Here is a 6,422-nt window from a genome sequence, read left to right as displayed (position 1 = left end):
GGTTATGCTGAACAATTTGTCCAAAAATTCGGATTAAATTTGCAATCTACCATATGCCAACCAAGACGCTTGCGGCCATGGCGGAGATGTTTCATCCGCAAGCCCAATATGAATTTGGCAAGCCGGATATCGCGGTCGCTTATTCGCCAATCGCGCCGCAACAACGAATGGTTACGTCAGACTACAAGTATCGCTTAAAGGTCAATCGCGAAGCCCGGAGTCAAGCTCTCAATTGGATGAACGGGTTAGTTATTGCCATTTGGTTGTTGTTGTCGTTTGCGACGATTTTGAGTGCCAAGGCCAATGGGAGTGCCCATGCGATGACGGCGCAACTCGGTTTGGCGATGCTCATCGGGACCGGCTTAATGTTTGTCGCCATTGCCATTTGTGGTCGGGCGGCATTGCGAGCGCACCATCAAGTGTGCGAATTGATTCGCCTCACCGGTGATGATGAAGATGCTTGGAAACCAACCTTCCACGTCATTTTTAAGCATCAGCGTGATTTGCCAGATGTTTCGCGGTTTGAAGCTCTCGGAAAATGGCATTTGTCGATGCAAAACGATCACGGCGAATACTTCTTTGACTTACGAACAAATTTGAACGAAGAAGAAATTAAAAACGCTTTGCTGAAAATGATAAAACAGCAAGACTTCACTGTGATGTCATGGCTGGGATTGTTTCCACTATAAGGTTTATCCTGATTTACATTGCTGCCAGTTTTTTAAAAAACAATGAGAAAAGGGTTGCGCAACGCAACCGTTGTGTGGTATAAATAACTTGTAGCAAAATTGCTCGGTAGTTCAGCGGTAGAATAATTGACTGTTAATCAAGAGGTCGCTGGTTCGATCCCAGCCCGAGCAGTAGTAAGTTGCGTTAAAAGCGGTATCTCAGCAGAGGTACCGCTTTTGTGACCGTAAAAAATGTTGCGTTGGTTAGCAATTTGGCCGGGTCAATCGTTAGGGCTATGGCCAATTAGTCCAAGATAAGTCATAAATAAATCATCAAAAAAATGTCTGACAAACCTTGACTATTCTTGACTAAGCACGTATACTTACTATATAAAAGTAAGTAGTAAAATCACTTACTGGACCTAGGAGGAATTCATCGTGACAGTAAACTTATATTATTCAACATCTAGCAAGTCAAGCCGTAGTGCCCGGGCATGGTTGGTTGCTAACAACATTCCCTTCAATGAACGCGACATTATCGCTAATCCGCTGGACCGCGATGAATTGAAACAAATCCTCCGGCTAACTGAAAATGGCTTCGAGGACATCGTTTCAACGCGTTCTAAGGCTTTCAAGGCATTGCACATCGACTTGTCAGATTTAGGCTTTAACCAATTGCTGGATCTGTTAGTAGAAAAACCACAACTTTTGAAACGGCCAATCATTTATGATGGGCGTCGGTTACAAATCGGTTACAACGAAGAAGATATTCGGGCATTTTTGCCACGTTCAGTGCGTAAGTCAGAATTACGTGAAATTCAACAAAAACTATATGATGACGACCAACAAGCCGTTGGTTAATCTTCATCAGGCGTCTGTCAGTTTGCTGGCGGGCGTTTTTTGTTAGCAAGCAAGTTACTTGGCGAAAACAACTAACTTGCGTACAATATAAATACCAGTTAGTAGAGGAGTAAATTAACATGAGTGAAACGGACCAAGCGGCGTGGGCGATGCAAGCCTTAAAGAACTTACGGACTGCCGACAATCAAGTCATTATCGATAGTGTGATTAAAGTCATCGATGACCAACAAGCCGAGATTGAAAGCTTGCGGGGGTCGATGGAAGGCCAATTGTGGAGTCCCACGAGTTGGCATCAAGACCAGCAAGAGCAACAGAAAAAATAATTTGCAAAAAAGACGATTGGAAAAAATTCCAATCGTCTTTTTTTGCGTAGTTAGTCAGTGTAAGGTACATTCAGGCTAATGAGGGTTACTTAGGGTTTACCAAATGGGGGCGTAAATATGTTATTAATGGGTTTTATCAGCATTTTGTTAGTCGGGACCTATTGCGGGTGGCGCTGGCACTTAGATAATTGGCACATGTGGCAATACATCCGGACCCAAGATGCCACGCTGATGACGACCACGCCGCGGCAGCATCAGCGTAATTCGTGGCGCCGATTGAGAGAACTATCACCCATGCTACGGTATTTATCATGGGGGCACCGGGTTGCGCAAGGCTTATTAGCAGGCTTATTCGGCGGCGTCGTTGTGGTCTTCATCAGTTCGCAGACGAGTCCAACTGACTTAGTCATGTTATTACTGATGAGCATTAGTCTGGTCTTAGTTGAAGCGGTATTAGCTTGGTACCGGCAACAGTTGTTTTATCAGTTACAACGCCGCTACACCAGCCAACAGCTCAAATTACCGGCACTCTTTGTGCAGCAGCGGTTGCGACATCAAGCGGGGCTAGCCCTATGTTTGGTGGGGCTACTCGTCTTGATGACGCTGGTTACGAGTAACCGGCCCTGGTCAATCGTCGCGGTTAGTCAACAGCTGAATCATTGGCTAATGGTCGCGATGGTTAGTTAGCCGATTTAGTCGGTTTTAAACTCCAGGCAATTAAAGCCGTTACCACAATGATAACCAAGCTTAACCACAAGGCTAACTGAGTTCCGGCCGTTGTTTGAATGAAGCGACTACTGTGTGGATGTAACTCACTTCCAGTGGCGAGTAGCGCTGCCATAATTGCGGTTCCAAGTGACCCTGAGTATTGTTGCAACGTGTTAAAAGTCGCGTTGCCATCGCCCAATTGGTGGGGTGGTAATTGCTGTAAGCCATACGTTAAGGTGTTGTTGAATAGACAACTAAAGCCCATCTGATAAACGACAAATAGCCCAACAATGATTGGAATTGACAAGTGGGTCGCGACTAGGGCAAAACCTAAAGTGGCCAAAATCAATAAAATACCACCTAGGCGGGCTGGTTTTTGAATGCCAGCGCGGTCCATCCATTTTCCAGTGAGCGGCGACAAGATTGCTGACGTTAAACTACCAGCCAGTAACATCAATCCTGAAACCATCGCGTCTTTACCTAATGCCAGTTGCGTAAAGTTCGGTAATAAGAATGTTAAGCCGATTTGAATGAATTGAATTAAAAAATAAATCGCTAAGGCTTTGCTGAAAGCCCGATTGTGAAAAATTGCCACATTGATCAAGGGCTGGTCGCCGGTAGCTGCTAACTTGAAAAATCCCCATAGTGCTAAGAGCGCAACCATGAGCGGTACCCAGAAATTAACTAATGAAAAGCCAGTCGTTCCGATGCTGTTGAACGCCCAAGTCATCATGATTAAGGTGAGGACAATCAAGATGAACTGCATCAGTGGGAAGCGTTGGACCGTTGGTTGTTGCGGCTGGTGAATATTTTTAGCGGTGATGAACCAAGCCAGCAGCCCGAACGGCAAGGTAATCCAAAAGATGAGTCGCCAAGTTAGTAATTGGGTCACCAAGCCACCATATGTTGGTCCGAGTGATGGTGCCAGGGCAATCAACATGCCGGCAGTCCCGGTGAAGCGACCTTGGGCCGTAAATGGTACTTGGCGCATGATTTGCGCGAAGACTAACGGTAACGCAAAGCCAGTCCCAATTGCTTGGATAATCCGACCTAGCAGTAACACCCATAAACTAGGTGAGATAGCACAAAGCAAGCCACCGATGACAAAGGCGCTCCCACCAATATTAATGATAGTCCGCCATTTAAAACGATTTTGAGTGAAAGCGGCCACCACCATTGTCGCCGCAACGGCCAGCAAATAGGCTGTGGTGACCCACTGGACCGCATTTAGCGAGGTAGAAAATTGGCGCATCAAAGTTGGAAAAGTGACGTTCATCGAAGTTTCGACTAAAATGCCACAAAAAGCGAGCCCTGCCGCGCCAAAAATCGCGCGTTTGGTGGCTGGTGTGACTTGAGTAGTAGTAGTTGCTGACAAAAAAAGACCTCCGTTAACCAAGGTAAAGTCCGTTTGCGGGGCAAACGATACTTTTCCCTGATTAACGAGGATCCGTTACAAAGATATACAAGTACATTTTAAAATTACCTTGGTTGTTTTTTAGATGATGATTTCAGTATAGCTTAAAATTTTAGTTGATGTAAGTTGTTTTTCGCATGGATTTAGCCGATATTAAAATATTTAATTTTAAAATTTGTTTTCGTAACAGTTATTTTTTCTAATGGTTGCGGTTGTCAATTTATGACTAGGTTGAAAATATGATTAACCTAGTTAATTGATGATGGCCATTCTTTTTCAGTTGTGTACAAAAAATGCTTGCGTTATACTCTGGTTGTTCAATGAAAGTGAATGTAATTACGATTACGCAAGATTAATTTTAAAAGAATTCTGAAAGAGGCTATTACTATGAAAAAGCTTATTAGTAAGGTGGCACTTACGAGCGGACTGTTATTAGTTGTAACTGTTTTACCTGCTGGAGCTGCCACAAGTAGTACTACTCAAACACAAAAAAAACCAGACGGAAGTACCAATATGGTAGTGACATTGCAACAAAATCCAGATCGTGTTGAGCCGGTTGATCCCGCTAAACCAGACCAGCCTGCGACCAATATACCGGGAAACGGGATGGATAACACGAAACCGCTAAGCCCCTTACAGTTGGTTTTTGTGCCATCATCGATTAATTTTGGTAAATATAATGTCGATGTAATTAATCCGATTACTGCTCATCCAATCGATACGGATGACAATACGACTAAGTCCGCTAAAACAACGTCCGAAATGGCTGATACACCGAATCAAACCTGGAATCATAAAATGGTTCTAGAGGTTTCGGACGCACGTGGTACACGTGCGGGATGGCATTTGACGGTAAGTGGTAATGGACTAAATGCCACTACTGATGGAAATCCTGCAGCTGGAAAATCAAGTGTATCTGGTTCGAACGCTAATCAAGCCAAAACATTAGATACTATTAAAGGTGCTAAATTAAAGTTAGATACCGGTAAAATTACAACGGCCAAAAATGATGTGGTCGCTGATAGGGCAAGCTCAATAGTTGTTGATGATGCTCTAAGTGAAAACGAATCAACTATTATTAATGCCAAAGCGGGTACTGGATATGGGTTAACTATGGATGAAATTGACCGTAATGATGTGACATTGACAATTCCTGCAAACGAAGGTCGAAACTACGTGTATTCCACGGAATTAGATTGGAATCTGTCAAATGTACCAGATACAAATGATTAATATAGAATGTCCATCTGTGATTTAGGATGGACATTTTTATACATATTGGGGGAAGCATAACGATGAAATTGTTTAGAACTATTGTAGTGGTGGTTGCAATTGTATCCGCATTGTGGGGAATAGTGGATACAGGTAGTGCCTCAACAACAGAGAGTCCTATTGGCTTTAGTGTAGCAGCAAACATTCCAGAAAATCAACGAAATAAGAATGAATCATACTTCAACTTAAACATGAATTCGAATACTAGTCAGGACTTAAAAGCTACAATTTTTAATGTAACTAACCATGAAATAAAAGTTGAAATGGCTATTCATACTGCTCATACAAACGAGAATGGTGTTATTGAATATGTGCATCCGTTAAAAAAGGCAGATGCATCCCTTAAATATCGAATGAATAACATTACACAGATAAATGGTTCAAAAATTGTAACAGTTCCAGCACAGGGGAAAAAGCAGGTTATTGCAACTGTTCAAATACCCAAGACAAAGTTTGAAGGAGTGATTCAGGGTGGATGGTTTTTTCAAAAGGTAGATGACAAAGTCACAGGTGGTGTGGAAGGAACACTAAATGTTAAGAGTAAATATTCATATGTTATTGGACTGAGTTATACTTTGGGAAAGGTGCCAGAACCCAATTTAATGCTTGATAGTGTCGAGCCTGGGCTTGAAAATTATCATCAAAGTATTTTTTCAAACTTACGGAATACTGCAGCAGTGATGATTCCACATATTTACACAGATACAACTATTACAAATAAAAATACTGGAAAGGTTATCGAACGAGAGAAAAAAGAAAATGTGCAAATGGCGCCTAATTCGGGCTACCATTATCCTATTTCCACGCATGATAAAGACTTACAAGCGGGAAATTATCACTTGCATATGGTCGCTAAGAATAATCAGCATCAATGGATATTTGATCGTGATTTTACAATTACAAGAAAAATGGCAAAGAAATATAACCGTGCAGCCGTCATTAATCACCGAGTTAATATTTGGTGGTTTGTATTGAGCGGTGCATTAGGAATGTTATTATTATGCATAATTGGCTCGTATATATATATTAAGATACGACGTCGATCACAAAAAATGTGACACTATAGAAAATAGTTCAGAAATTCAGTCTACAGTAGGTACTATTTTCTAAAAGACTTACATTATGTGGTAGATTGTAAAATTAATCCGAACGCTGTTCGGACAAAAAAGATCAGCT

Annotated in this window: 7 protein-coding genes and 1 tRNA gene; 7 read left to right on the top strand and 1 reads right to left on the bottom strand. The window is 42.2% G+C overall.

Annotated features, from left to right (window positions below; translation table 11 throughout):
* Nucleotides 1-53: 53 nt before the first annotated feature.
* The 5 genes from DY78_RS01825 to DY78_RS01805 all read left to right on the top strand — a co-directional run bounded on the left by DY78_RS01825 (nt 54) and on the right by DY78_RS01805 (nt 2,539).
* Nucleotides 54-689 (top strand): hypothetical protein, encoded by a 636-nt coding sequence (locus DY78_RS01825; RefSeq protein WP_051385260.1) that lies wholly within the window; start codon nt 54-56, stop codon nt 687-689.
* A 100-nt stretch (nt 690-789) separates the two neighbouring features.
* Nucleotides 790-861, top strand: a tRNA-Asn gene (locus DY78_RS01820).
* 245 nt (nt 862-1,106) lie between these two features.
* Complete coding sequence (locus DY78_RS01815; RefSeq protein ID WP_024626317.1) at nt 1,107-1,529, top strand: Spx/MgsR family RNA polymerase-binding regulatory protein; 423 nt, start codon at nt 1,107-1,109, stop codon at nt 1,527-1,529.
* Nucleotides 1,530-1,648: 119 nt separating this feature from the next.
* On the top strand, nt 1,649-1,852 hold the full coding sequence (locus DY78_RS01810; protein ID WP_024626316.1) for a hypothetical protein: 204 nt from the start codon (nt 1,649-1,651) through the stop codon (nt 1,850-1,852).
* Between the two features lie 117 nt (nt 1,853-1,969).
* Nucleotides 1,970-2,539: a hypothetical protein gene (locus tag DY78_RS01805; protein ID WP_024626315.1), complete on the top strand. Its 570-nt coding sequence runs from the start codon at nt 1,970-1,972 to the stop codon at nt 2,537-2,539.
* On the opposite strand, the gene DY78_RS01800 is transcribed toward DY78_RS01805, so the two are convergent.
* Nucleotides 2,532-3,935, bottom strand: coding sequence for an MFS transporter (locus DY78_RS01800; RefSeq protein WP_033613067.1), 1,404 nt, complete (start codon nt 3,933-3,935; stop codon nt 2,532-2,534). The genes DY78_RS01805 and DY78_RS01800 overlap by 8 nt on opposite strands.
* A 426-nt stretch (nt 3,936-4,361) precedes the next feature.
* Here DY78_RS01800 and DY78_RS01795 point away from each other — a divergent pair, with 426 nt between their 5' ends.
* Complete coding sequence (locus DY78_RS01795) at nt 4,362-5,207, top strand: WxL domain-containing protein (protein ID WP_024626313.1); 846 nt, start codon at nt 4,362-4,364, stop codon at nt 5,205-5,207.
* Between the two features lie 62 nt (nt 5,208-5,269).
* The gene (locus DY78_RS01790) at nt 5,270-6,304 is read left to right on the top strand and encodes a WxLIP family cell surface protein (protein ID WP_024626312.1); all 1,035 of its coding nucleotides are present in this window, start codon (nt 5,270-5,272) and stop codon (nt 6,302-6,304) included.
* Nucleotides 6,305-6,422 lie beyond the last annotated feature (118 nt).

Source organism: Lactiplantibacillus fabifermentans DSM 21115, assembly GCF_000498955.2.
GTDB classification, from domain to species: domain Bacteria; phylum Bacillota; class Bacilli; order Lactobacillales; family Lactobacillaceae; genus Lactiplantibacillus; species Lactiplantibacillus fabifermentans.
Note: the sequence above shows the minus strand (reverse complement) of the source record. Positions and strands in the feature narration are given on the sequence as shown.